General features: G+C 70.1%; 19 protein-coding genes, 1 tRNA gene and 1 other RNA gene. 16 read left to right on the top strand and 5 right to left on the bottom strand.

Annotated elements, in window-relative coordinates; translation table 11 throughout:
• Positions 1-2: 2 nt before the first annotated feature.
• Entirely contained in the window at positions 3-980 is a 978-nt protein-coding gene (locus ACWA14_RS12310; RefSeq protein ID WP_463793912.1) for an AAA family ATPase, read from the bottom strand.
• 126 nt (positions 981-1,106) lie between these two features.
• Here ACWA14_RS12310 and ffs point away from each other — a divergent pair.
• The 16 genes from ffs to ACWA14_RS12230 all read left to right on the top strand — a co-directional run bounded on the left by ffs (position 1,107) and on the right by ACWA14_RS12230 (position 20,460).
• An RNA gene (gene ffs, locus ACWA14_RS12305) (signal recognition particle sRNA small type) lies at positions 1,107-1,203 on the top strand.
• Between the two features lie 41 nt (positions 1,204-1,244).
• The gene (locus ACWA14_RS12300) at positions 1,245-1,856 is read left to right on the top strand and encodes a rhomboid family intramembrane serine protease (protein WP_463793910.1); all 612 of its coding nucleotides are present in this window, start codon (positions 1,245-1,247) and stop codon (positions 1,854-1,856) included.
• Between the two features lie 119 nt (positions 1,857-1,975).
• Complete coding sequence (locus ACWA14_RS12295) at positions 1,976-2,533, top strand: hypothetical protein (protein ID WP_463793908.1); 558 nt, start codon at positions 1,976-1,978, stop codon at positions 2,531-2,533.
• A gap of 30 nt (positions 2,534-2,563) precedes the next feature.
• The gene (pta, locus tag ACWA14_RS12290; RefSeq protein ID WP_463793905.1) at positions 2,564-4,681 is read left to right on the top strand and encodes a phosphate acetyltransferase; all 2,118 of its coding nucleotides are present in this window, start codon (positions 2,564-2,566) and stop codon (positions 4,679-4,681) included.
• Entirely contained in the window at positions 4,678-5,898 is a 1,221-nt protein-coding gene (locus ACWA14_RS12285; protein ID WP_463793904.1) for an acetate/propionate family kinase, read from the top strand. Before pta ends, ACWA14_RS12285 begins: the two co-directional genes overlap by 4 nt.
• A gap of 104 nt (positions 5,899-6,002) precedes the next feature.
• Positions 6,003-6,761, top strand: coding sequence for an HAD family hydrolase (locus ACWA14_RS12280; RefSeq protein WP_463793900.1), 759 nt, complete (start codon positions 6,003-6,005; stop codon positions 6,759-6,761).
• Positions 6,758-9,265, top strand: coding sequence for a glycoside hydrolase family 65 protein (locus ACWA14_RS12275; protein WP_463793899.1), 2,508 nt, complete (start codon positions 6,758-6,760; stop codon positions 9,263-9,265). Before ACWA14_RS12280 ends, ACWA14_RS12275 begins: the two co-directional genes overlap by 4 nt.
• A 178-nt stretch (positions 9,266-9,443) precedes the next feature.
• Positions 9,444-11,870 (top strand): DNA polymerase III subunit gamma and tau, encoded by a 2,427-nt coding sequence (locus tag ACWA14_RS12270; protein WP_463793896.1) that lies wholly within the window; start codon positions 9,444-9,446, stop codon positions 11,868-11,870.
• Positions 11,870-12,463: a recombination mediator RecR gene (gene recR, locus ACWA14_RS12265; RefSeq protein ID WP_463793894.1), complete on the top strand. Its 594-nt coding sequence runs from the start codon at positions 11,870-11,872 to the stop codon at positions 12,461-12,463. The genes ACWA14_RS12270 and recR overlap by 1 nt, the downstream gene beginning before the upstream one ends.
• A 71-nt stretch (positions 12,464-12,534) precedes the next feature.
• Complete coding sequence (locus ACWA14_RS12260; protein WP_463793891.1) at positions 12,535-13,455, top strand: DMT family transporter; 921 nt, start codon at positions 12,535-12,537, stop codon at positions 13,453-13,455.
• Between the two features lie 91 nt (positions 13,456-13,546).
• Positions 13,547-14,827 carry an aspartate kinase gene (locus tag ACWA14_RS12255; RefSeq protein WP_463793887.1) on the top strand — a complete coding sequence of 427 codons (1,281 nt, stop codon included), beginning with the start codon at positions 13,547-13,549 and terminating at the stop codon, positions 14,825-14,827.
• 134 nt (positions 14,828-14,961) lie between these two features.
• Positions 14,962-16,032: an aspartate-semialdehyde dehydrogenase gene (locus ACWA14_RS12250; protein ID WP_463793884.1), complete on the top strand. Its 1,071-nt coding sequence runs from the start codon at positions 14,962-14,964 to the stop codon at positions 16,030-16,032.
• 94 nt (positions 16,033-16,126) lie between these two features.
• Positions 16,127-17,596 (top strand): malate:quinone oxidoreductase, encoded by a 1,470-nt coding sequence (locus ACWA14_RS12245; RefSeq protein ID WP_463793883.1) that lies wholly within the window; start codon positions 16,127-16,129, stop codon positions 17,594-17,596.
• Positions 17,597-17,603: 7 nt separating this feature from the next.
• A complete protein-coding gene (locus ACWA14_RS12240; RefSeq protein ID WP_463793878.1) occupies positions 17,604-18,257 on the top strand; it encodes a thymidine kinase in 654 nt (217 codons plus the stop codon).
• 193 nt (positions 18,258-18,450) lie between these two features.
• Complete coding sequence (locus ACWA14_RS12235; RefSeq protein WP_463793876.1) at positions 18,451-19,170, top strand: FadR/GntR family transcriptional regulator; 720 nt, start codon at positions 18,451-18,453, stop codon at positions 19,168-19,170.
• A 9-nt stretch (positions 19,171-19,179) separates the two neighbouring features.
• Positions 19,180-20,460 carry an alpha-hydroxy acid oxidase gene (locus ACWA14_RS12230; protein WP_463793869.1) on the top strand — a complete coding sequence of 427 codons (1,281 nt, stop codon included), beginning with the start codon at positions 19,180-19,182 and terminating at the stop codon, positions 20,458-20,460.
• Positions 20,461-20,487: 27 nt separating this feature from the next.
• Here ACWA14_RS12230 and ACWA14_RS12225 read toward each other — a convergent pair whose 3' ends face one another.
• The 4 genes from ACWA14_RS12225 to ACWA14_RS12210 form a co-directional block, all read right to left on the bottom strand.
• A complete protein-coding gene (locus ACWA14_RS12225; protein WP_463793867.1) occupies positions 20,488-21,336 on the bottom strand; it encodes a DUF1295 domain-containing protein in 849 nt (282 codons plus the stop codon).
• A gap of 109 nt (positions 21,337-21,445) precedes the next feature.
• Positions 21,446-22,207: an HAD hydrolase family protein gene (locus ACWA14_RS12220; protein WP_463793865.1), complete on the bottom strand. Its 762-nt coding sequence runs from the start codon at positions 22,205-22,207 to the stop codon at positions 21,446-21,448.
• Positions 22,204-22,680, bottom strand: coding sequence for a VanZ family protein (locus ACWA14_RS12215; protein ID WP_463793862.1), 477 nt, complete (start codon positions 22,678-22,680; stop codon positions 22,204-22,206). Before ACWA14_RS12215 ends, ACWA14_RS12220 begins: the two co-directional genes overlap by 4 nt.
• Positions 22,681-22,749: 69 nt before the next feature.
• A tRNA-Pro gene (locus ACWA14_RS12210) sits at positions 22,750-22,826 on the bottom strand.
• Between the last annotated feature and the right edge of the window lie 28 nt (positions 22,827-22,854).

Genomic DNA, 22,854 nt, shown 5'->3' with positions numbered 1-22,854 from the left:
GATCAGGAGCGCGTGGCCACGGGCACCCGCACCCGATCGACGATCTGCGTGAGCGCGGCCTCGATCGGCTGCGCGCCGGCGCGGTGGGCGCCCCGCGCGGGCAGCAGGCGGTGGGCGAAGACCGGGATCAGCAGCGCGGTGACGTCGTCGGGGATCACGTAGTCGCGGCCGTCGAGCGCGGCCCAGACCTTCGCGGCCCGGATGAGCTGAAGCGTCGCGCGCGGGCTGGCGCCCAGATGCAGGTTCGGGTCGGCCCTGGTCGCCTGCGCGAGCGCGACCGTGTACTCCTCGAGCGCCGGAGCGACGTGGACCGAGCGGGCCCAGGAGATCAGGTGCGAGATCGACGTGGCGTCCGCCACCGGTCGCACGTCGGCGAGCGGATTGACGACATCGCGCTGGCGGAGCATGAGCGCCTCCGCGGCGGCATCCGGGTATCCCATCGAGATGCGCATCATGAAGCGGTCGCGCTGCGCCTCCGGGAGCGCGTAGGTGCCCTCCATCTCGAGGGGGTTCTGCGTGGCCACGACCAGGAACGGATCGGGGAGCCGGTGCGTCGAGCCGTCGACCGTGACCTGCCCCTCCTCCATCGCCTCGAGCAGCGCGGACTGGGTCTTGGGGGAGGAGCGGTTGATCTCGTCGGCGATCACGATGTGGGCGAACACGGCGCCGCGCTTGAACTCGAACTCCCGATCGACGGGGTTGTAGACCGACACACCCGTGATGTCGCCGGGGAGCAGATCGGGGGTGAACTGGATGCGGCGCACCGTGGCGTCGACGCTCGCGGCCAGCGCACGGGCCAGCATCGTCTTGCCGACTCCCGGCACGTCCTCGATCAGCAGGTGACCTTCCGCGAGCAGGCACACCAGCGCGCTGCGCACGGCATCCGGCTTCCCGTCGATCACCCTCCCGACGGAGCCGAGGATCGCCGAGGTCTGCGCGGCGAACTGCTCGGCCGTGATCTGCGGGGAGTTCTGGGGCATGCGATCCCTCTCGTGCGGGCGCCTCGGTGCGCGTTATTCGATCGTAACCCGGTGAGCGGCACCCCGCTCTGGCAGCTTCCCCTGAACGTGGTGTCGAACCACCGTCGGCGTCGGGTTAGGATGGTTGACGGCTCTCCGCGTGGCGGCATCCAGGCCAATTCCCCCAGGGCGGAAACGCAGCAAGGGTAACCGGGCTCTGCTGGGTGCGCGGAGGGTCACTTTCTTTTCCAGCGTCTTCCGGGGCGCGCCTGCGAGGATCGTGACGTGACCACCCGTGACGTGACCAGCGCCGCCGATGCCCGCCGCTCCGCGCCGCTCGGCCGCTTCCTCTCGCCGGTCGCGCTCCTGGCCCTGATGTGGCTGGTCCAGTTCGTGGATGCCGTGCTCCCCGGCTCGTTCTCCGGCTTCGGGCTGCGCTCCTGGGATCCCGCCGGTCTCGGCGGCATCGTGATCGGACCCCTGCTCCACGCGAACTGGGCGCATCTGATCGCCAACTCCGTGCCCCTGCTGGTGCTCGGATGCCTGGTGGCCGTCGAGGGCGCTCGCCGCTTCTGGGCGGTCACGGCGATGGTCGCGGTGATCGGTGGGCTGGGCACGTGGGTGTTCAACGTGCCCGGCACGCTGACGGTCGGCGCCTCCGGGCTGGTGTTCGGGTACTTCGGCTACGTCGTGCTGCGCGTGTTCGCGCCGGGACGGGTCGCGCACCGCATCCTCTACGCCGTGGTCGCCGTGGTCGTGATCGCGCTCTACGGCGGCTCGATGCTCGCGGGAGTGGTCGGCGTGCGCGAGGGAATCTCCTGGCAGGCGCATCTGTTCGGCGCGATCGGCGGAGGGGTCGCTGCGCTCTCCGGACGACGAGGGCGTCGATCGCCATGAGCGCGAAGGCGGCGCCGACCCGTCGCCGATCTCCCTCGGCGACGCGCAGGAAGACGAGTGCGAAGCGCCGCAGACCCGGTGCTAGGAAGAGGGCGGCGCTGCGGCTGCGGCGACGGCGGATGCTGCGCCGCACGCTGATCGCGAGCGCGGTGGTGGCGGCCGTCGTCGCCTTCGCCGTGCTCATCCCGCTCGGCATCGCCCGGGACCCCGTGGTGGTGTGCGCGGCCGATCCCGCCACGTATCCGTCGACGGGGGTCGCGGGCTGGCGCGGGGAGCAGCTCGAGAACGCGGCGACGATCATGCAGACGGCGTCCGCGCGGGGGCTCGGTCGCGACGCGCAGATCCTCGGCGTGATGACGGCGATGGGCGAGAGCAGCCTCACGAACATCGACTACGGCGACTGGGAGACGAACGGCGTCACGAATCCCGACGGCACGCGCACCAGCAGCATCGGTCTCTTCCAGCAGCAGACGTGGTGGGGGAGCATCGAGGAGCGCATGGACCCGGCGACCTCCGCCGGCCTCTTCTACACCCGGCTCGAGCGGCTCCCCGACTGGCCGTCGATGGAGCGATCGCACGCGATCCACCGGGTGCAGATCAACACCGACCGGGACTACTACAGCCGTTATGAGGCGGATGCCGTGGCGGTGGTGGATTCGCTCTCCGGATCCTGCTGACTCCAAGAGAGGGAGGCCTAGGCTGGGGGCGTGGCACGGAGCATATACATCACCTCGGCCGAAGGACACACGGGCAAGTCCACGATCGCGCTCGGCGTGCTCGATGCCCTGATGCGCGTGAGCCCGCGAGTCGGCGTGTTCCGGCCCATCGCGCGCTCGGTCGCGGAGCGCGACGACGTGCTCGAGCTCCTGCTCGCCCACGACGGCGTCCACCTCGACTACGAGGACTGCATCGGCGTCACCTACGACGATGTGCGCGCCGACCCGGATCGGGCGCTGTCGACCATCGTCTCGCGCTTCAAGGCGGTCGAGGCCCAGTGCGACGCGGTCGTGATCATCGGCAGCGACTACACCGACGTCGCCAGCCCCGCCGAACTCGGATACAACGCCCGGATCGCGGCGAATCTCGGTGTGCCCGTGCTCCTCGTCCTCAGCGGACGCGATCAGCAGCGCCAGGCCGAGCAGCTCGGGACGACCACGGCGCGGGTCCCGGCGGCGGTGGGACAGATCGCGGCACTGGCGCTGTCCGAGCTCGCGGAGGAGCGCGCCGAGCTGTTCGCCGTGATCGTCAACCGCGCCGATCCCGCGGTGCTCGACGAGATCGTCGCCTCCGTGAAGGCTGTCCGTCCGGGCGCCGACACTCCCGTGTGGGCGATGCCCGAGGACCGGATGCTGGTGGCTCCCTCGATCCGCGGCATCCTCGCCGCCGTCGACGGACGCGTGATCAAGGGCGATGCGGATCGTCTGGGACGCGAGGCGCTGTCGATCGTGGTGGCCGGCATGTCGATGGTGAACGTGCTCCCGCGGCTCACGGAGGAAGCGGTCGTGGTGATCCCGGCCGACCGCACCGAGGTGCTCCTCGCGACACTGCTCGCCGACGCGTCCGGGACGTTCCCCCGTGTGGCCGGCATCATCCTGAACGGACCGTTCCCGCTCCCGGAGCCCATCGTGCGGCTGCTCGACGGCTTCCCCTCGACGGTGCCGATCATCGCGACCGACCTCGGCACCTACGACACCGCCGTGCGCGTCATGGGCGCGCGCGGACGCATCTCTCCCGACTCGCGTGCCCGGTACGATCGCGCGCTCGGGCTCTTCCAGACCCACGTCGACATCGCCGAGCTCACCACACAGCTCGGGCTCGCGGAATCCCGCGTCGTGACACCGCTGATGTTCGAGTACGGGCTGATCGAGCGCGCCCGCGCCGATCGCCGTCGCATCGTGCTCCCCGAGGGCGATGACGATCGCATCCTGCGCGCCGCCGCGACCCTGCTCGCCCGCGAGGTGGCCGACCTGACGATCCTCGGCGACGAGACGGCGTTGCGGGCTCGGGCCACCGAGCTGGGCGTCGACATCACGGCCGCCCAGGTCATCAGCCCCACCGATCCCGCGCTCGTCGAGCGCTTCGCGACCGAGTACGCCCGGCTGCGTGCGCACAAGGGCATCACGCTGGCCCAGGCGGCCGACACGGTCACCGACGTGTCGTACTTCGGCACCATGATGGTGCACCTCGGACTCGCCGACGGCATGGTGTCGGGTGCCACCCACACCACGGCGCACACGATCCGCCCGTCGTTCGAGATCATCAAGACCAAGCCGGGCGTGAACGTCGTCTCGAGCGTGTTCCTGATGGCGCTCGCCGACCGCGTCCTGGTCTACGGCGACTGCGCCGTGATCCCCGACCCCACGAGTGCGCAACTCGCCGACATCGCGATCTCCTCGGCGGCCACCGCCCGCCAGTTCGGCATCGAGCCGCGCGTGGCGATGCTGTCGTACTCGACGGGGGAGTCCGGATCGGGCGCCGACGTCGACAAGGTGCGCGAGGCGACGGCGCTGGTGCGCGAGCGTGCGCCCGAGCTGCTCGTCGAGGGTCCGATCCAGTACGACGCGGCGGCGGATGCCGCTGTCGCCAAGGCGAAGCTGCCCGATTCCGCCGTCGCCGGCCGCGCCACCGTCTTCGTCTTCCCCGACCTCAACACCGGCAACAACACCTACAAGGCCGTGCAGCGCTCGGCGGGTGCCGTGGCGATCGGGCCCGTGCTGCAAGGGCTGAACAAGCCGATCAACGATCTGTCGCGCGGAGCCCTCGTCGACGACATCGTGAACACCGTCGCGATCACCGCGATCCAGGCACAGGGAGTCTCCCCATGAGCGCGATCCTCGTCATCAACAGCGGCTCGTCATCGCTGAAGTACAGCCTGCTCGACATCGAGGACGAGATCGAGCTCGCGTCCGGACTCATCGAACGGATCGGCCAGCGCACCAGCGTCGCCGCGCACACCGTCCGCCCGGAGACCGACGCGGATGCCGTGCCCACGATGCTCGAGGCCACCTACCGCGACGAGCGCGACATCCCCGACCACCACGCGGCCTTCGCCGTGATGCTCGAGCAGTTCGCCGAGCACGGACCGTCGCTCGACGATCATCCGCCCGTCGCGGTCGGCCATCGCGTGGTGCACGGCGGGGCGCGCTTCTTCGCGCCCACCCTGATCGACGCCGACGTGGAGCGGCAGATCGAGGAGCTCTCGGTGCTGGCGCCCCTGCACAACCCCGCGAACCTCTCCGGCATCCTCGCGGCGAAAGCCGTGTTCCGCGGGGTGCCGCACGTCGCGGTCTTCGACACCGCGTACCACCAGACCCTTCCCGCTGCCGCCTACACCTATGCGATCGATGCAGAGCTCGCGGCCCAGCACCGAGTGCGCCGTTACGGTTTCCACGGCACCAGCCACCAGTTCGTGAGCGAGACCGCGGCGGAGTTCCTGGGGCGCGACCTCGGATCGCTGCGCCAGATCGTGTTCCACCTCGGCAACGGCGCCTCGGCCACGGCGGTCGACGGCGGACGCTCGGTCGAGACCTCGATGGGGCTCACCCCGCTCGAAGGCCTCGTGATGGGCACGCGCTCCGGCGATCTCGACCCGGCCGCGCTCGTGCACCTGTCCCGCCGCGCCGGGCTCTCGATCAACGATCTCGACGCGCTGCTCAACACCCGCAGCGGCCTCCAGGGTCTCGCTGGGCGCAGCGACATGCGCGATATCCTCGCGGGCGTCGACGCGGGGGAGGAGGCGGCCACGCTCGCCTTCGACGTGTACGTGCACCGACTGCGCGCCTATGCCGGTGCCTACATCGCGCAGCTGGGCGGCGTCGACGTCATCTCGTTCACCGCCGGGGTCGGCGAGAACGCCGCGCGCGTGCGGGCCGCGGCGATGGCGACGCTCGGATTCGCGGGCGTCGAGATCGATCCCGTGCGCAACGAGGAGCGCGGACGCGGCGTCCGACGCATCTCCACGGATGCCTCGCGGGTGACCGTGCTCGTGGTCCCCACGAACGAGGAACTGCAGATCGCGCGGCAGACCTCCACCCTGCTCTGAACCCGCCCCGACCTGAGGGTTTCCGACGACCGCTCCTGCCAACTACGCTTGCACAGTGGCACGGAGAGGTGCCGACTCCCTCGCCCCTTCTCCCGGAGGCTCCCGTGCCCCATTCCCTTCCCGATCTCCTCGCTGCCGACGGCGTGCTGTTCGACCTCGACGGCGTCCTGACGCCGACCGCCGAAGTGCACATGCGCGCCTGGAAGGTCGTGTTCGACGAGGTGTTCGCCCAGTGGGGGATCACCCCCGCCTACAGCGACGCCGACTACTACGACTACGTCGACGGCAAGAAGCGCTACGACGGCGTCGCGAGCCTGCTGCGCAATCGCAACATGGAGATCCCGTGGGGTGAGGTCGACGACGCTCCGGAGGCCGAGACCATCTGCGGCATCGGCAACCGCAAGAACGCCGCGTTCGCCGCCGCCTTGCGCGCCGAGGGCATCGCCCCGTATCCCGGGTCGCTCGCGGTCGTCGAGCGCCTGCACGGGGCGGGGATCCCGCTCGGCGTCGTGTCGAGCTCGAAGAACGCGGAAGAGGTGCTCGGCAGCGCCGGCATCCGCTCCTTCTTCCGCGTCGTCGTCGACGGCGTCGTCGCCGAACGCGACGGGCTGGCCTCGAAGCCGGCCGCCGACATGTTCCTCGCGGGGGCGGCCGCTCTCGGCGTCGACCCCGCTCGCAGCGTCGCCGTCGAGGACGCCACCTCGGGCGTCGCCTCCGCGGCCGCCGCCGGATACGGGAGCGTCGTCGGCGTCGACCGCGGCGCGGGTGCCGATGCCCTGCGCGCCGCCGGCGCCACGGTCGTCGTCGACGACCTCTCGCTGTTCCTCCCGCACCTCTCGAACGACACCTCGGAGTCCGCATGATCGATCGCGACCGCTTTCCCGTCGACCCCTGGCGTCTGATCGAGACGCGGTACACCGAGGAGGGCGTCGGCGAGACGCTGTTCACCATCGGCAACGGGTATCTCGGTCTGCGCGGCAACCACATCGAGGGGCGCGGCGCCCACGAGCACGGCACGTTCATCAACGGCCTGCACGAGACCTGGCCGATCCGTCACGCGGAGCAGGCCTACGGCTTCGCGGAGGTCGGCCAGACCATCGTGAACGCCCCGGACGCCAAGGTCATGCGGGTGTACGTCGATGACGAGCCGATGTCCTTCGACGTCGCCGACGTGCGCGAGTACCGCCGCACGCTCGACATGCGCACGGGCGTGCTCGAGCGCATCGTGGTCTGGGAGACGCCGTCGGGCAAGCGGGTGCGCATCCGTGACGAGCGGATCGTGAGCTTCGAGGAACGCCACCTCGCGATCCTGCGCCTCGAGGTCGTCGTGGAGAACTCCGACGCGCCCGTCACGATCAGCTGCCAGCTGCTCAACCGCCAGGACGGCGCCGGCGTGTACGCCGGAACTCCGGCCTCGGCGAAGGGCGGGGGATTCGACCCGCGCAAGGCCGAGAAGATCGCCGACCGCGTCCTCGAGCCCGCCGAGCACTGGCAGGACGGCCTGCGCTCCGCGCTCTCCTATCACGTGGCGGATTCCGGGATGACGGTCGCCGTGGTGGCCGACCACATCATCGAGACCGAGAACGAGTACAGCGCCCGCACCCTGATCGAGGGGGACATCGCCAAGAACGTCTTCCGCGTGCAGGCGAAGGCCGGGGAGCCGATCCGCATCACCAAGCTCGTGAGCTATCACACCTCGCGCGGCGTGCCTCCCCGTGAGCTCGTCGACCGCTGCCGCCGTTCCCTGGACCGGGTGGCGGTCGAGGGCGTCGAGACCCAGTTCCGTCGTCAGGCGGAGTGGCTCGCGGCGTTCTGGGAGCGCAGCGACGTGCAGATCGGCGGTCGGGACGACCTGCAGCAGGCGACCCGCTGGTGCCTGCTCCAGCTCGCGCAGGCCTCCGCGCGCGCCGACGGCACGGGGGTGCCGGCCAAGGGCGTGTCGGGCTCCGGTTACAGCGGCCACTACTTCTGGGACACGGAGATCTACGTGCTCCCCTTCCTCACCTACACGTCGCCGCAGTGGGCGCGCAATGCGCTGCGCGCCCGGGTGCACATGCTGCCGGCCGCGCGTCGTCGTGCCGCTCAGCTGAACGAGGCGGGGGCCCTGTTCCCGTGGCGCACGATCAACGGCGAGGAGGCCTCGGCCTACTATGCTGCCGGCACCGCGCAGTACCACATCAACGCCGACGTCAGCTTCGCGCTGGGCAAGTACGTGCGCGCCACGGGCGACGAGGAGTTCCTGCGCCGGGAGGGGGCCGACGTGGCGGTGGAGACCGCCCGGCTCTGGGCGACGCTCGGGTTCTGGCGCAGCTCGCGACTCGTCGAGGAGATCGACGGTGGCGGAGGCGTCGAGACCTTCCACATCCACGGCGTGACCGGCCCCGACGAGTACACAACGGTCGTGAACGACAACCTGTACACGAACGTCATGGCGCGCTACAACCTGCGCTACGCCGCCCGCATCGTGCGCGAGATCGCCGAGACCTACCCCGAGGACTACGCGAAGCTCGTCGAGCGGACCGATCTCGGCGAGGGCGAGGCCGATGCATGGGAGCGCGCGGCCGAGGCGATGTTCATCCCGTACAGCGAGTCGCTCGGCATCCACCCGCAGGACTCGCTCTTCCTCGAGCGCGAGGTGTGGGACCTGCAGCACACGCCCGACTCGCAGCGGCCGCTGCTGCTGCACTTCCACCCGCTGGTGATCTACCGCTTCCAGGTGCTGAAGCAGGCGGACGTCGTGCTGGCGCTGTTCCTGCAGGGCAATCACTTCACGCCGGAGGAGAAGCGCGCCGACTTCGACTACTACGATCCGCTGACCACGGGAGACTCGACGCTCTCCGCCGTGGTGCAGTCGATCCTCGCCGCGGAGGTCGGGTACCAGGATCTCGCGCTGGAGTACTTCTGCCAGTCGCTCTTCGTCGATCTGCACGACCTCCACCACAACGCGTCCGACGGCGTGCACGTGGCATCGGCCGGTGGCGTGTGGACGGCGCTCGTGTTCGGATTCGGCGGCATGCGCGACTACGCCGGCGAGCTGAGCTTCGACCCGCGTCTGCCGGCGGACTGGCCCTCGCTGTCGTTCCCGCTGCAGTGGCAGGGGTCCGATCTCCAGGTCACCATCACCGCCGAGGAGCTGCGGGTGCATGTCCGCGCCGGTGCCCCGGTGCCGTTCACGGTGCGCGACGAGGCCTACATCGCCACGGAGGACGAGGTCGTGGTCGTGCCCCTGGCCGATCAGGGTCCTCTGATCGCCGGACGCCCGTCGCTGCGCAAGTTCGCGGACGCGCGCCGCGAGGACGGCACGCGCCTGTCGGCATCCGTCCCGGTGATCACGACTGCGATCCCGGTGATCGTCCCGATCGACTGAGCCGTTCCTTCCTTCGCCTCCTCGCCCCTCGCCGAGCCACCCCCTTCTGCGCGAACCACCCCTTTGTGCACGCGCATAAAGGGGTGGTTCGCACGAAAAGGGGCCGGTCGGCGAGAGTGGATGCCGTCGCGGATGCTGCGCCTGCCGAAACGTCCGTGGCACGCCGTAGGCTGTTGAGGTGACCACAGCCCTGTACCGCCGCTACCGACCCGAGACGTTCGGCGAGATGATCGGGCAGTCTCAGGTGACCGATCCGCTGATGACGGCTCTGCGCGGCGACCGCGTGGGCCACGCCTACCTCTTCTCCGGGCCTCGCGGGTGCGGCAAGACCACGTCCGCCCGCATCCTCGCCCGCTGCCTCAACTGCGCCGAGGGCCCGACCGACGTGCCCTGCGGCACGTGCCCCAGCTGCGTCGAGCTCGCCCGCGCCGGCGGGGGATCCCTCGACGTGGTCGAGATCGACGCGGCCAGCCACAACGGCGTCGATGACGCCCGCGATCTCCGCGAGCGCGCGACGTTCGCCCCGAGTCGTGACCGGTACAAGATCTTCATCCTGGATGAGGCGCACATGGTCACCCCGCAGGGCTTCAACGCGCTGCTCAAGCTCGTGGAGGAGCCTCCCGAGCACGTGAAGTTCATCTTCGCGACCACCGAGCCCGAGAAGGTGCTCGGCACCATCCGCTCGCGCACGCACCACTACCCGTTCCGCCTCGTGCCGCCGGCCGCGATGCTCGAGTACGTCGAGAAGCTGTGCACCGAGGAAGGCGTCGTCGTCGAGCAGGGTGTGCTGCCGCTCGTCGTCCGTGCCGGAGGCGGCTCGCCCCGAGACACGTTGTCCTTGCTCGATCAGCTCATCGCGGGCTCCGACGCTCCCGCCGGTTCCGCCACCGTCACGGTCGGTTACGCCCGCGCGGTCGCCCTCCTCGGGTACACGCACGGGGCGCTGCTGGACGAGATCGTCGACGCGCTCGCCGCCGGAGACGCCGCGGCGGCGTTCCCCGCGATCGACCGCGTCGTGCAGACCGGGCAGGACCCTCGACGCTTCGTCGACGACCTGCTCGAGCGACTGCGCGATCTGATCGTGATCGCGGCCGTCGGCCAGGGGGCGTCCGCCGTGCTGCGCGGGCTCGCCGAGGACGACCTGGAGCGCATGCGCGGGCAGGCCCAGGTCTTCGGTGCCGCGCGTCTCTCCCGCACCGCCGACGTCGTCAGTGCGGCGCTCGACGACATGACGGGAGCGACCTCGCCCCGACTGCACCTCGAACTCATGGTCGCCCGCGTGCTCGCGGCGTCGGCGGCGGCCGCATCGGCGTCGTCCCCGGAGGCCGCAGCCCGGCCCGCGTCCGTTCCGGCGGCGTCCGCCCCGCCCGTGTCCGCCCCGCGTCCGCCCCTCGCATCCTCGCCGCCGGCGCCGGTGCCGACGCCCATCGAGCAGCCGCCGGCCCCGGTCGCACAGCCCCAGGCCGTCGCTCCTGCGGCGCCCGTCGCGGAGAGCGCACCCGCTGCTCCCACCGAGGCCGCACCCACCGAGGCCGTCGCCGCCGAGGCCGCACCCGTCGCCGCGGACGATGTCTCCACCGCGGCACCCGCCGACGCCGGGAACGCTGATGCCCCGTCGCCCGAGGCCGTGCCCACCGGTCCGGTCACCTTCGTCCGAGTGACAGCGGGGTGGCCCGCGATCCTGACCCGGCTCGAGAGCATCAGCCGTATGTCGTGGCTGGTCGTCACCACGGTCCAGCCGCTCGCGTACGACACCGACTCCGAGGTGCTCACGCTCGGCTTCGCCAGCCAGCACGACGTCGGCAAGTTCAAGGGCACGACCCCGGGGTCCGGCCCGTCGGACCACCTGCGCACCGCGATCCAGCAGGAACTCGGTGTCACGGTGAAGTACCTTCCTGCTCCGCTTCCGGCGGGTGCCGCGGAACGGGGTCGCGACGTCTCGAACGGCGCAGCCTCGAACGGCGCAGCCTCGAAGGACTCGTCCGCGACACCGCCGAAGAACTCCGCGACACCGCCGAAGAACTTAGCCGCACCGAGGGACTCATCCACCGGCGCGCGCACGTCTTCCCGTCCGCTGTCGTCGGCGTCCTCCGCGCCGGCGGTGACCGAGTGGGCGGTCGCGACGATCCCCGCCGGCGAGTCCGCGCCGACGGCTCCGGAGGCCCCGCTCCCCGTCGATGAGGAGCCGGAGGAGGTCGAGGCGGCAGGATCCGCCCCGACGCCCCCGCACGACGGTTCCGTCGACCAGGCCGAGCCGCCTCTGCCCGGAGACGACGACGCCCCCGACTTCGACGACGAGCCGCCCTACGATCCCTCGTACGAGCCGGCTCCTGTCGGCGCATCGTCCGTGGGGGGGCCCGGCGCCCCATCCGCCGCGCCCTCGGCGGCCAACGCGCCGGCGACGCAGAGTCCTCCCCGTGCCGTCGCGCCCCGCGCCGCGGCACCGCAGGCCGCACCGGCATCGCGCGCCTCGGCGCCCGTGCTCACGGAACGCGCTCCCGCCGCCGGTGGCGTGCAGCGCTACGGTGAGGCCGTGATCCGCCAGGTGCTCGGCGCGACGTTCGTGCGCGAAGAGCCCTATGAGCCCCCGACGAGGTTCGCCTGATGTATGACGGAATCGTTCAGGAACTGATCGACGAATTCGGCCGACTGCCCGGAATCGGACCGAAGTCCGCCCAGCGGATCACCTTCCACATCCTGCAGACGCCGACCTTCGACGTCGCTCGTCTCGCCGAACTGCTCTCCGAGATCCGGCTGCGGGTGCGTTTCTGCGAGGTGTGCGGAAACGTCGCCGAACAGGAACGCTGTGCGATCTGCCGCGATCCGCGCCGCAACGGCGCCCTGATCTGCGTCGTCGAGGATGCGAAGGATGTCGCCGCGATCGAGCGCACCCGGGAGTTCCGCGGGCTCTACCATGTGCTCGGCGGATCGATCAGCCCGATCGCCGGTGTCGGCCCCGACGACCTGCGCATCGCCCAGCTCATGACGCGCCTGGCTGACGGCACCGTGCAGGAGGTCATCCTGGCCACGAACCCCAACCTCGAGGGCGAGGCGACCGCCAGTTACCTGAGCCGTCTGCTCACCACGATGCAGATCACGGTGTCGCGCCTCGCCTCGGGCCTCCCCGTCGGCGGCGACCTCGAGTACGCCGACGAGGTCACGCTCGGGCGGGCCTTCGAAGGACGGCGCGTCCTGTGATCCGGCGCATTCCATGACCCGGCGCACCCGGTGAACCACCTCGTGCGGTGCGGGCGCGCCCCCGTGTCGACGTGAACGCGCACGGCGGCTTCTCCCGACGCGGGTGGCTGCTGTTCGCCGCGATGGCCGTGCTGTGGGGCGTGCCGTACCTGTTCATCAGCATCGCCGTCGAGACGATCTCGCCCCCGGCCATCGTGGCCGGCCGCACCCTGATCGCCGCGCTGCTGCTGCTGCCCTTCGCGCTCCGCAGCGGCGCCCTGCGCGCCGCCATGAAGCACTGGCCGTGGGTGCTCGCCTTCGGCGCGATCGAGATGGCCGGGCCCTTTCTGCTTCTGGGGCACGCCGAGATGACCCTGCCGTCCGGCATGACCGGGCTGCTCGTCGCCACGGTGCCCCTGTTCGCCGCCGTGATCGCGCTCGGAGGCGGTGATCGCGGAGTGTTGCGGCCCGCCCGCGCGATCGGACTCGTCGTCGGATTCCTCGGCGTCGGGGTGGTGGTCGCGGGCCCCGGATTGTTCGGCGGCGAGGTCAGCCTGCTCGCGGCCGGCGAGGTGCTGCTCGTCGCGATCCTCTACGCGATCGCCCCGTTCATCGTGGCCCGTCGGCTGGGCGACGTCCCCGCACTGGGCACGATCACGCTCTCCCTCCTGATGATCGGCATGCTCTACCTCCCGATCGGACTGCTCACGCAGCACGAGGTGCCCTCGCTGCCGTCGATCCTCGCCCTGCTGGCTCTCGCCGTGATCTGCACGGCGGTCGCATTCATCGCCTTCTTCGCGCTGATCCGGGAAGTCGGACCGGTGCGCGCGCCGCTGTTCACCTACGTCAACCCGATCGTCGCGATCATGCTGGGCGCGATCGTGCTGTCCGAGCCCCTCACGCCCGGACTGCTCCTCGGACTTCCGCTCGTCATCGTCGGATGCTGGTTCGCCGCCACAGGTGGGCGGCTGCGCCCCGCGGCATCCCTCCCGCTTCCGCCCGTCGCCCCGTGAACGTCCACACGACGACACATGCGCACCGTGGCATACGCCGCGATCGTAGAATGAGCGAGGGCGGATCCGCCCGACATCCCCGGGAGTGAACGTGGCCCTCATCGTGCAGAAGTACGGCGGTTCGTCCGTCGCCAACGCAGAGAGCATCAAGCGCGTCGCCAAGCGCATCGTCGACACCCGTCGTGCAGGCCACGACGTGGTGGTGGCGGTCAGCGCGATGGGTGACACCACCGATGAGCTGCTCGACCTCGCGAACGAGGTCGCTCCGATCCCCGCGCCGCGCGAACTCGACATGCTGCTGTCCAGCGGTGAGCGCATCTCGATGGCGCTGCTGGCGATGGCGATCCACTCGATGGGCTTCGAAGCGCGGTCGTTCACGGGCAGTCAGGCCGGCATGATCACCGACTCGCAGCACGGCGCCGCGCGCATCGTCGATGTGACCCCGGTGCGTCTGCGCGAGGCGCTCGACGAGGGCGCGATCGTCATCGTCGCCGGCTTCCAGGGCTTCAACCGCGACACGCGCGACATCACGACGCTGGGCCGCGGCGGCTCCGACACGACGGCGGTGGCCCTGTCCGCCGCGCTCTCGGCCGACGTCTGCGAGATCTACAGCGACGTCGACGGCATCTTCACCGCCGATCCGCGCATCATCCCGCAGGCGCAGAAGCTCGACCACATCTCCAGCGAGGAGATGCTCGAGCTCGCCGCCAACGGCGCCAAGGTGCTCTACATCCGCGCCGTCGAGTACGCACGTCGTCATCGCGTTCTCATCCACGCCCGCTCGACGTTCTCGTCGGCAGAGGGCACGTACGTTCTGGGCGAGGGTATGAAGAACCCCCGCGAAGTCGAGGGAGCAGCCATGGAAGAACCGATCGTCGCCGGAGTCGCCACCGATTTCAGCCAGGCCAAGATCACCGTCTCCGGTGTCCCGGATGTGCCGGGCAAGGCCGCGGAGATCTTCAAGATCGTCGCCAAGTCCGGTGCCAACGTCGACATGATCGTCCAGAACGTGTCGGCCACCGGCCGCACCGACATCTCGTTCACCGTGCCGAAGGCGGATGCCGCGGCGGCGCTCAAGGCGCTCGCGGGGGATCAGACCGAGGTCGGTTTCCAGAACCTCGTGCACGACGACCAGATCGGCAAGCTCTCGGTCGTGGGTGCGGGCATGCGCACGCACTCGGGCGTCTCGGCGGTGCTCTTCGAGGCGCTGTCCGCTGGGGGGATCAACATCGAGATGATCTCGACGTCCGAGATCCGCATCTCCGTGGTGCTGCGTGGCGACGATCTCGCCGAGGCCGCTCGCACGGTGCACACCGCCTACGGGCTCGACGGCGAGGTCGAAGCCACGATCCACGCCGGCACCGGACGCTGATCCGGGGCGACTCCGCTCCTCGCCCGGCGCGATAGACTCGCCGGAACCCTGACATCGGCGCCAGGCGCAGCATCCGTACCCCGACGCCGCGCCTTCCGCCTCGTACGCCGCACCGCACGACGCCAAGGAACCTCATGACCCGCATCTCCGACTCAGGACTCTCCGTCGCCATCGTGGGCGCCACCGGACAGGTGGGCACCGTGATGCTCGAGATTCTCGCCGAGCGGTCGTTCCCGATCCGCGAGCTGCGCTTGTTCTCCTCCTCGCGCTCGGCCGGCACATCGATCGCGTACGCGGGCATCGACGTCGTCGTCGAGGACGTCGAGACCGCCGATCCTTCGGGCATCGACGTGGCCCTCTTCTCGGCCGGCGCCACCGCCAGCCGCGCCTACGCCCCGCGCTTCGCCGAGGCGGGAGTGGTCGTGGTCGACAACTCCAGCGCCTGGCGCATGGACCCCGAGGTGCCGCTGGTCGTGAGCGAGGTCAACCCGCACGCGATCGACGAGCGCCCCAAGGGCATCATCGCGAACCCCAACTGCACGACCATGGCGGCCATGCCGGTCCTCAAGGTGCTGGATGCCGAGGCCGGGCTCGAGCGACTGATCGTGTCGACCTACCAGGCCGTGTCGGGATCGGGTCTCGCCGGGGCGCAGGAGCTGCTGGGGCAGATCGAAGGCGTGCTGGCCGAAGGCGACACGCTCGGCCTCGTGCGCGATGGCTCCGCCGTCGCGTTCCCCGCGCCCGTGAAGTACGTCGCCCCGATCGCCTTCGACGTGATCCCGTTCGCGGGCAACCTCGTCGACGACGGCGACAACGAGACCGACGAGGAGAAGAAGCTCCGCAACGAGAGCCGCAAGATCCTCGAACTGCCGGATCTGCGCGTCGCGGGCACGTGTGTGCGCGTGCCGGTCTTCACGGGCCACTCGCTGTCGATCAACGTCGAGTTCGCGCGCGATCTCACGCCGGAGCGCGCCCGCGAGGTGCTGGGTGCCGCCCCCGGGGTCGTGCTCGACGAGGTGCCGACTCCGCTGCACGCGGCGGGCAAGGACCCGAGTTTCGTGGGTCGCATCCGTGCCGATCAGTCGGCGCCGGAAGGCAAGGGCCTCGTGCTGTTCATCAGCAACGACAACCTGCGCAAGGGCGCGGCGCTGAACGCGGTGCAGATCGCGGAGATCCTGGCGGAACGCCTCGCCGTCACGGCCTGACGCCGACTCCGGAGTTCCTGGCGCCGGAGTTCCTGGCGCCGGAGTTCCTGGCGCCGTGTTCTCGGGTGTCGTGCCTGCGAACTAGACTGTTCTGGTGACCGAAACCGTCGATGTCGTCCTGATCGGTGGTGGCATCATGAGCGCCACCCTGGGTACTCTGCTGCACGAACTGCAGCCGGAGTGGAAGATCGTCGCCTTCGAGCGACTCTCCGATGTGGCCCAGGAGAGTTCGAACCCCTGGAACAACGCCGGCACCGGCCATGCCGCGCTGTGCGAGCTCAACTACATGCCCCAGGGCAAGGGGCCGCTCGACCCCGCCAAGGCCGTCTCGATCAACGAGCAGTTCCAGCAGAGTCGCCAGTTCTGGTCCTCACTGGTCGACAAGGGTGTGCTGGACGCGCCGTCGACGTTCATCAACGCGACCCCGCACATGACGTTCGTCCGCGGTGAGAAGGATGTCGCGTACCTCCGCGACCGCTACGAGGTGCTGAAGAAGCAGCCGCTGTTCGCGGGGATCGAATACAGCGAAGACTCCCGGGTGATCAACTCCTGGGCGCCGCTGCTCATGCAGAAGCGCCGCAAGGGCGAGCCGTTCGCCGCGACCCGGGTGCCCGCGGGCACCGATGTCGATTTCGGTGCGCTGACGCACCAGCTCTTCGATCACCTGACCTCGTCGGGTGTCGACCTGCGCACGAATCACGAGGTGCGCACGCTGAAGAAGCAGAAGGACGGCACCTGGCTCGTCAAGTACCGTCACACCCTCGGCCGTACTCCGAGCGAGATCAAGGCCCGGTTCGTCTTCGTCGGCGCCGGCGGTTGGGCGCTCAAGCTCCTGCAGCGGTCCGGCATCCCCGAGATCAAGGGATACGGCGTCTTCCCGATCGGCGGGCAGTTCCTCAAGACCTCGAACCCGGAGGTCGTCGCGCAGCACCAGGCCAAGGTGTACTCGCAGGCCTCCGTCGGGGCCCCGCCGATGTCGGTGCCGCACCTCGACACCCGCGTGGTCGACGGCGAGGCCTCGCTCATGTTCGGACCGTTCGCGACGTTCAGCCCGAAGTTCCTCAAGAACGGCTCGATGCTCGACATCGTCTCCCAGGTGCGCCCGCACAACCTGGTCCCCATGCTGCAGGTCGCGGTCAAGAATCCCGATCTGATCACGTACCTCGTGGGCGAGCTGATGAAGAATCACGCCAAGAAGGTCGACAGCCTGCGCACCTTCATGCCTACCGCGAAGGACGAGGACTGGACCCTCATCGACGCCGGTCAGCGCGCGCAGGTCATGAAGAAGGACCCGGAGAAGGGCGGCGTGCTGCAGTTCGGCACCGAGGTCGTCTCGGCGGCGGACGGGTCGATCGCGGGCCTGCTGGGTGCCTCCCCGGGCGCGTCCACGGCCGTGCCGATCATGCTGAGCCTGCTGAAGACCTGCTTCCCCGAGGAGTTCCCGGGGTGGGAGTCCGAGCTGCGGGCGCTGATCCCGACGTTCGGCGAGGAGCTCAACCCGAACCCGGCGCTTGCGGAGGAGTCCACGGCGGCGACTGCCGGCGCCCTCGGCATCAACCGCTGAGGCTGCGGTGGGCAAGCTCTATTTCCGCTACGGAGCGATGAACTCGGGCAAGTCCACGGCACTGCTGCAGGCGGCGTACAACTACGAGGAGCGCGGGCAGCATGTGCTCCTGGCCAAGCCGGCGATCGACACGAAGGGGGCCTCGGAGATCGCGAGCCGTCTCGGCGTCACGCGCGAGGTCGACTTCCGGATCGCCCCCGACGACGACGCCCGTGCGCTGTTCGCGGAGCACCGTGAGCGGGTCCGCCGGTCGCCGGTGGACGAGCTTCTCCCCAGCGGTCCCATCGATGTCGCGTGTCTCCTGATCGATGAGGCGCAGTTCCTCTCTCCGGCGCAGGTCGACGACCTGTTCCGCATCGCGATCGAAGACGGCATCCCCGTGATCGCGTACGGCATCCGCAATGACTTCCGCACGCACGCCTTCCCCGGCTCGGCCCGGCTGCTCGCGATCGCGCACTCGCTCGAGGAGCTCAAGACCATCTGCCGCTGTGGGCGCAAGGCGGTGTTCAACGGACGCGTGATCGGCGGTCGCTTCGTGTTCGACGGGGACCAGGTGGCGATCGATGAGGGTGCCGGACGCGCGGCCGCGCCTGAGCTCACGACGTACGAGTCGCTGTGCGGCGCCTGCTACCTCCAGGAGTCCGCCGGACGCCTGGGCTGACCCGCCCCCTCCTGCCCCCTCTTCCTGATGCCGACCGGCCCCTCTGTGTGCGAGCCGCCCCTCTTTGCGCGCATTCACAGGGGCCGCTCGCACAGAGAGGGGTGGCTCGGGCAGCAGGAGAGCGAGGGGAAACATGCCCGCTTGCGTGGTCTGACCACACAGGCTACTCTGTGGTCAGACCACAGGAGGCCGAATGTCGCAACACCCCGCGCGGGCATGGCGTGTCGTCCTCGAACACATCGAACGCGATCTCCTCGACGGACGTCTCGGCCCCGGTGATCGGCTGCCCTCCGAACGCGACCTCGCGACCGCGCTCGGGGTGGGGCGCTCGAGCGTCCGTGAGGCCTTCCGCGTGCTCGAGGTGCTCGGTCTCATCCGCACCGCCACGGGATCCGGCCCGCAGTCCGGCGCGATCGTGATCGCCACCCCGACCGGAGGGATGTCGGAACTGCTCCGCCTGCAGGTCGCGGCCCAGGGATTCCCCCTCGACGACGTCGTGCGGACCCGCCTCGTGCTGGAGACTGCGGTCGTGACGGCGATCGCCGCAGACGAGGAACGCGACACCGCACGCGCGCATGACCTGCTGCAGGCGATGGATGCCGTCGACCTGACGCCGTCCGAGTTCCTGGCGCTGGACGCACAGCTCCACCTCTCGCTGGCCGAGTCGAGCGGGAACGTGGTGATCGCCGCCATGATGGCGGGTCTCCGTTCGTCGATCGAGTCGTACGTACAGGCCGGGGTCGCCGCGATCCCGGACTGGGATGCCATGGCCGCCCGTCTCCGCGCCGAGCACCGCGCCCTCGTCGCGGCGATCGACGACGCTGATCCCGTCACCGCACGCGCTCTCGTGCACGCCCACATCACCGACTACTACACCGCCGCGGGCCTGACCCGCGGCGCCGACCGCCCCTGAGAGGTCCCCATGGTCCAGCGCCAGGTTCCCAAGCCCGCCGAGCTCCTCGAGCTGATGAAGTTCAAGAAGCCCGAGTTCGACGGCCGAAAGCGGCGCCTCGACGCCGCGCTCACGATCGACGACCTGCGGACGATCGCGAAGCGACGCACGCCCAAGGCCGCCTTCGACTACACCGACGGCGCCGCGGAAGGCGAGCTCTCTCTCACGCGGGCTCGGCAGGCGTTCCAGGATGTCGAGTTCCACCCCGGCATCCTGCGCCCCGCCCCCGATGTCGACACGCGCGTCGACATCCTTGGTGGACCGTCCGCCCTGCCCTTCGGTATCGCCCCGACAGGGTTCACCCGGCTCATGCAGACGGAGGGCGAGAGCGCAGGAGCGGGCGCCGCTGCTGCCGCCGGCATCCCGTTCACGCTGTCGACCTTGGGCACGACGTCGATCGAAGACGTCAAGGCCGCCGTCGTCCGGGAACCGCAGGGCCCGGTCCCCGGACGCGCCTGGTTCCAGCTCTACGTGATGCGGGACCGCGAGATCTCGTACGAACTGACCCGCCGCGCCGCCGCCGCCGGATTCGACACCCTGCAGTTCACGGTCGACACCCCGGTCGCGGGTGCGCGCCTGCGCGACAAGCGCAACGGCTTCAGCATCCCCCCGCAGCTCACCCTCGGCACCATCATCAACGCGATCCCGCGTCCCTGGTGGTGGTTCGACTTCCTCACCACTCCGAAGCTCGAGTTCGCCTCCTTGAGCACCACCGGGGGCACGGTCGGAGAGCTGCTGGATGCCGCGATGGACCCGACGATCAGCTACGACGATCTGGCCGTCATCCGTGACATCTGGCCGGGGAAGATCGTCATCAAGGGCGTGCAGAACGTCGAGGACTCGGTCCGTCTGCGCGACGAGGGTGTCGACGGCATCGTGCTCTCCAACCACGGCGGGCGGCAGCTCGATCGGGCGCCGATCCCGTTCCACCTGCTCCCGGAGGTCCGCAAGGCCGTCGGCGACGACTTCACGGTCATGGTGGACACCGGCATCATGAACGGCGCCGACATCGTCGCCGCGGTCGCGCTCGGCGCCGACTTCACGCTCATCGGACGCGCCTACCTGTACGGGCTGATGGCGGGAGGCCGTCAGGGTGTCGACCGCACCATCACGATCCTCCGCACGGAGATCGAGCGCACGATGCGGCTGCTGGGGGTCTCCTCGCTCGCCGAGCTCGAGCCCGCTCACGTGACGCAGCTGACGCGCCTGGTGCCGGTCGCGCGCGCGGCGGCGGAGGCGCGCACACGCTGAGCTCAGCGGGTGCCGCGACGTCCCGCGTCAGGCGCGGGAGGTCCCGGCAGCGGCAGGAGCGCGGGGCGGCCACGGCACGAGCATCGAGGTGGTGCGCCGGTAGTCGGCGTACGCGGGGTACTTGCTCCCCGTGATCGATTCCGTGAAGAGCGTCGAGCCGAGGAACAGCAGGGTGAGCAGCGCGGGGCCCGCGAGGGTCGGGTTCAGCGCGCCGCCGAGCAGCCCGGCCCCGGATGCCACGGCCGCCGTCGCCCCGAGGGCGTAGAACGCCCACCACTGCGCCTGCTCGAAGAAGAAGTTCGGGTGCCGGCTGTACCGGAACAGCCCCGTGGTCGCGAAGCCCGGCGCGAGCGTGCCGCCGGCCTGCTTCTTGCGCTGATGGAAGGTCCACTGCTGCTGATCCGCGATCGTCTCCCCGGCCAGGGCGGCGACGAAGGCGAGCGTGAACACGGCATCCCAGACGGTGAGCGCGGACGGATGCTGCGCCGCGACGTGCGCGGGGAGGGTGATCAGCACGAGCAGCGCCATCTGATACCCGACGATGAACAGCACCGAGAAGAGCTGGAACTGCCACGGCCGCATGCGTCCGCGCAGGATCGCCCAGCGGTAGTCCTCCATGCCGCTGTAGCCGCCCTTGCGCGCGAAGTTGAACGTGAGGCGTGCGCCCCAGAGGGTGACGAGCACGCCCATCAGCACGAGTCGAGCGGAGCCCTCGCCCTGCGCGAAGGCGACGCCGGCGAAGATCCAGACGTACACGACGGGGACGATCGACCAGGCGCGGTCGACCCAGGAGGTGTCACGGGTGACCAGCGAGAGGACCCAGCAGACCAGGCTGGCGAGTGCCGCGACGACGATGACGGACTGCAGGGCATCCATGCACGTCATGGTAGGCCCCGGGTGCCGGTTGTGGGGGATGCGCGCGATCCGGCGCGGGGTGGTCTCTGCTGTGTCTCCGGCAGGAGGCTCTCCGGGGCGAGCCCGTTTCTCAGCGCTCGAGTGTTTTCAGCAGCGCGTCGAGCTTGTCGGCGGTGTCTTCCCAGCCCTCGACCGCGACGGAGGGCACCCCCATCGCGAGCACGGGATAGTCGTTCCCGCCTTCGTCGAGACGGTCGCCGAAGAACAGCATCGCCTCGAGCGCGATGCCGGTGCGCTCCGAGAGTTCCCGCATGCCGAAGGCCTTGTCGATGCCCGCCTGGGTGATGTCGATCGACGTCGAACCGCCGGAGCGCACCTCGAGTTCGGGCAACCGCGCGGCGACGGCGTCGCGGAGCGCTCGGCGCTTCGCTCCGTCCGGATCCCAGGCGTGCTTGGCCTCGCGGGGAGCGCGCTGGCCCAGCGCCGAGAACGTGATCTGCGAGCCGCGGTCCTCGAGGATGTCACCCCACGGCTCGGCCTCCCAGAGCCCGAGCTTCTCGGCTTCTTCCCGGAGAGCCGTGAGCGCGGCCTCCTTGTGCGCCTCGCTGAGATCGTGCGCGTACACCGGGGTGAAGCCCGCACCGTCGTGACGCAGGTACCGGGTGCCGCAGGTGGGCAGCAGATGCAGACGCGCGAGGTCTGCCGCATCGGTGTCGCCGAGCTGGGCGATCACCTGCGTGCGGAACTGCGTCTCATTGCCCCCGGAGATGATGGCGACCTCGACGGTCTTCAGCAGCGCGCGCAGCAGCGCGGCGATCCGCGGGTCGATGGTCCCCTTGGAGGGAGCGAGCGTGTCATCGAGGTCGAAGGCGACGAGGGCAGGCGTGGTCATGATGCCTCCAGCGTGGGGGACGGGTGCCGTGCGGGGCGCGGCGCGAAGATCAGGGTGCACAGCACGGCGACGAGGACGCCGGCGGTGGCCCCGGCGGAATTGGCGACGACGTCGGAGACGGTCGCGGCGCGATGGGGGAGAGCCAGCCGCTGCGACACCTCGATGGCCGATGACACGGCGGGGCCGATCAGGAGAGCGAGCGGCCAGACGGAGCGGGGGAGGAGCACGAAGGCCAGGATGCCGATGGGGACGAACACCAGGACGTTGGCGAGAATCTCGAGCAGGGTGAAGTCGAGCGACGCCCATCCGGCGCGGTGCGCGGTGCCCAGGACGGTGTCGAGCAGATTCGGCATCGATTCCTCGATGCGCTCCGGAGTGAGGGTGAGGAGGGCGAGTCCGGCGAGGAAGGGGACGCCCAGGCCCAGCGCCCAGACACGGGTGAAGCGTCGGGGAGGAGGGAGCAGAGGGCTCAATGCCTTCCCTTTCCTGGCCGGCGCCGGTACGGAGAAGGCCGCCCCGGTGGGGCGGCCTTCCGGTGTCACTGGTCGGGGTGACAGGATTTGAACCTGCGACCTCTTCGTCCCGAACGAAGCGCGCTACCAAGCTGCGCCACACCCCGTTTGCAACCCTCCGAGTCTACAGCGAAA

Source organism: Microbacterium sp. TW_SC_2 (assembly GCF_055361165.1).
Note: the sequence above shows the minus strand (reverse complement) of the source record. Positions and strands in the feature narration are given on the sequence as shown.

Bases quoted from the DNA above. Each gene is read 5' to 3' on its own strand.
- ACWA14_RS12310 (WP_463793912.1), bottom strand. From the start codon at position 980: ATGCCCCAGAACTCCCCGCAGATCACGGCCGAGCAGTTCGCCGCGCAG.
- ACWA14_RS12295 (WP_463793908.1), top strand. From the start codon at position 1,976: ATGCTGCGCCGCACGCTGATCGCGAGCGCGGTGGTGGCGGCCGTCGTC.
- ACWA14_RS12285 (WP_463793904.1), top strand. From the start codon at position 4,678: ATGAGCGCGATCCTCGTCATCAACAGCGGCTCGTCATCGCTGAAGTAC.
- ACWA14_RS12275 (WP_463793899.1), top strand. From the start codon at position 6,758: ATGATCGATCGCGACCGCTTTCCCGTCGACCCCTGGCGTCTGATCGAG.
- recR (WP_463793894.1), top strand. From the start codon at position 11,870: ATGTATGACGGAATCGTTCAGGAACTGATCGACGAATTCGGCCGACTG.
- ACWA14_RS12250 (WP_463793884.1), top strand. From the start codon at position 14,962: ATGACCCGCATCTCCGACTCAGGACTCTCCGTCGCCATCGTGGGCGCC.
- ACWA14_RS12235 (WP_463793876.1), top strand. From the start codon at position 18,451: ATGTCGCAACACCCCGCGCGGGCATGGCGTGTCGTCCTCGAACACATC.
- ACWA14_RS12230 (WP_463793869.1), top strand. From the start codon at position 19,180: ATGGTCCAGCGCCAGGTTCCCAAGCCCGCCGAGCTCCTCGAGCTGATG.
- ACWA14_RS12225 (WP_463793867.1), bottom strand. From the start codon at position 21,336: ATGGATGCCCTGCAGTCCGTCATCGTCGTCGCGGCACTCGCCAGCCTG.
- ACWA14_RS12220 (WP_463793865.1), bottom strand. From the start codon at position 22,207: ATGACCACGCCTGCCCTCGTCGCCTTCGACCTCGATGACACGCTCGCT.